The following is a 316-nucleotide window of genomic DNA, read 5'->3' on the forward strand; positions in this document are numbered from 1 at the left end:
ATGAACAACCTTCTCAGAACTCACAGCTAGGGCCTTGTCTGATGGCACAGAGCTTTGGTCAGGATATTTCGCAAATTTAGGAAAATACAGGATACCTCCTGCGAGCCCCGCTTCATTGATCCCGTCAGCAATCAAAGTCGAGTCTCCGAAAGCGCTGGCCCCAATGACCGCGAATTTCGAATTCCATGACATCGGATTCACAACACCTGTACCAGCTTCATATCGGAAACCTTTCGGCACCAGTGACAGGCTGGATTCTGTTTCCTTGCCGAACTCCATTGTACGTCTGCATATTCCGGAGCATGTGACCACTGAA

General features: G+C 49.4%; 1 protein-coding gene. It reads right to left on the reverse strand.

Going from position 1 to position 316, the window contains the following annotated elements; all coding sequences use genetic code 11:
* On the reverse strand, positions 1–279 hold a 279-nt coding region (locus tag E1297_RS00405), incomplete at its 3' end, for a linear amide C-N hydrolase (protein ID WP_244327578.1).
* Between the last annotated feature and the right edge of the window lie 37 nt (positions 280–316).

The organism is Roseibium sp. RKSG952 (genome assembly GCF_009711355.1).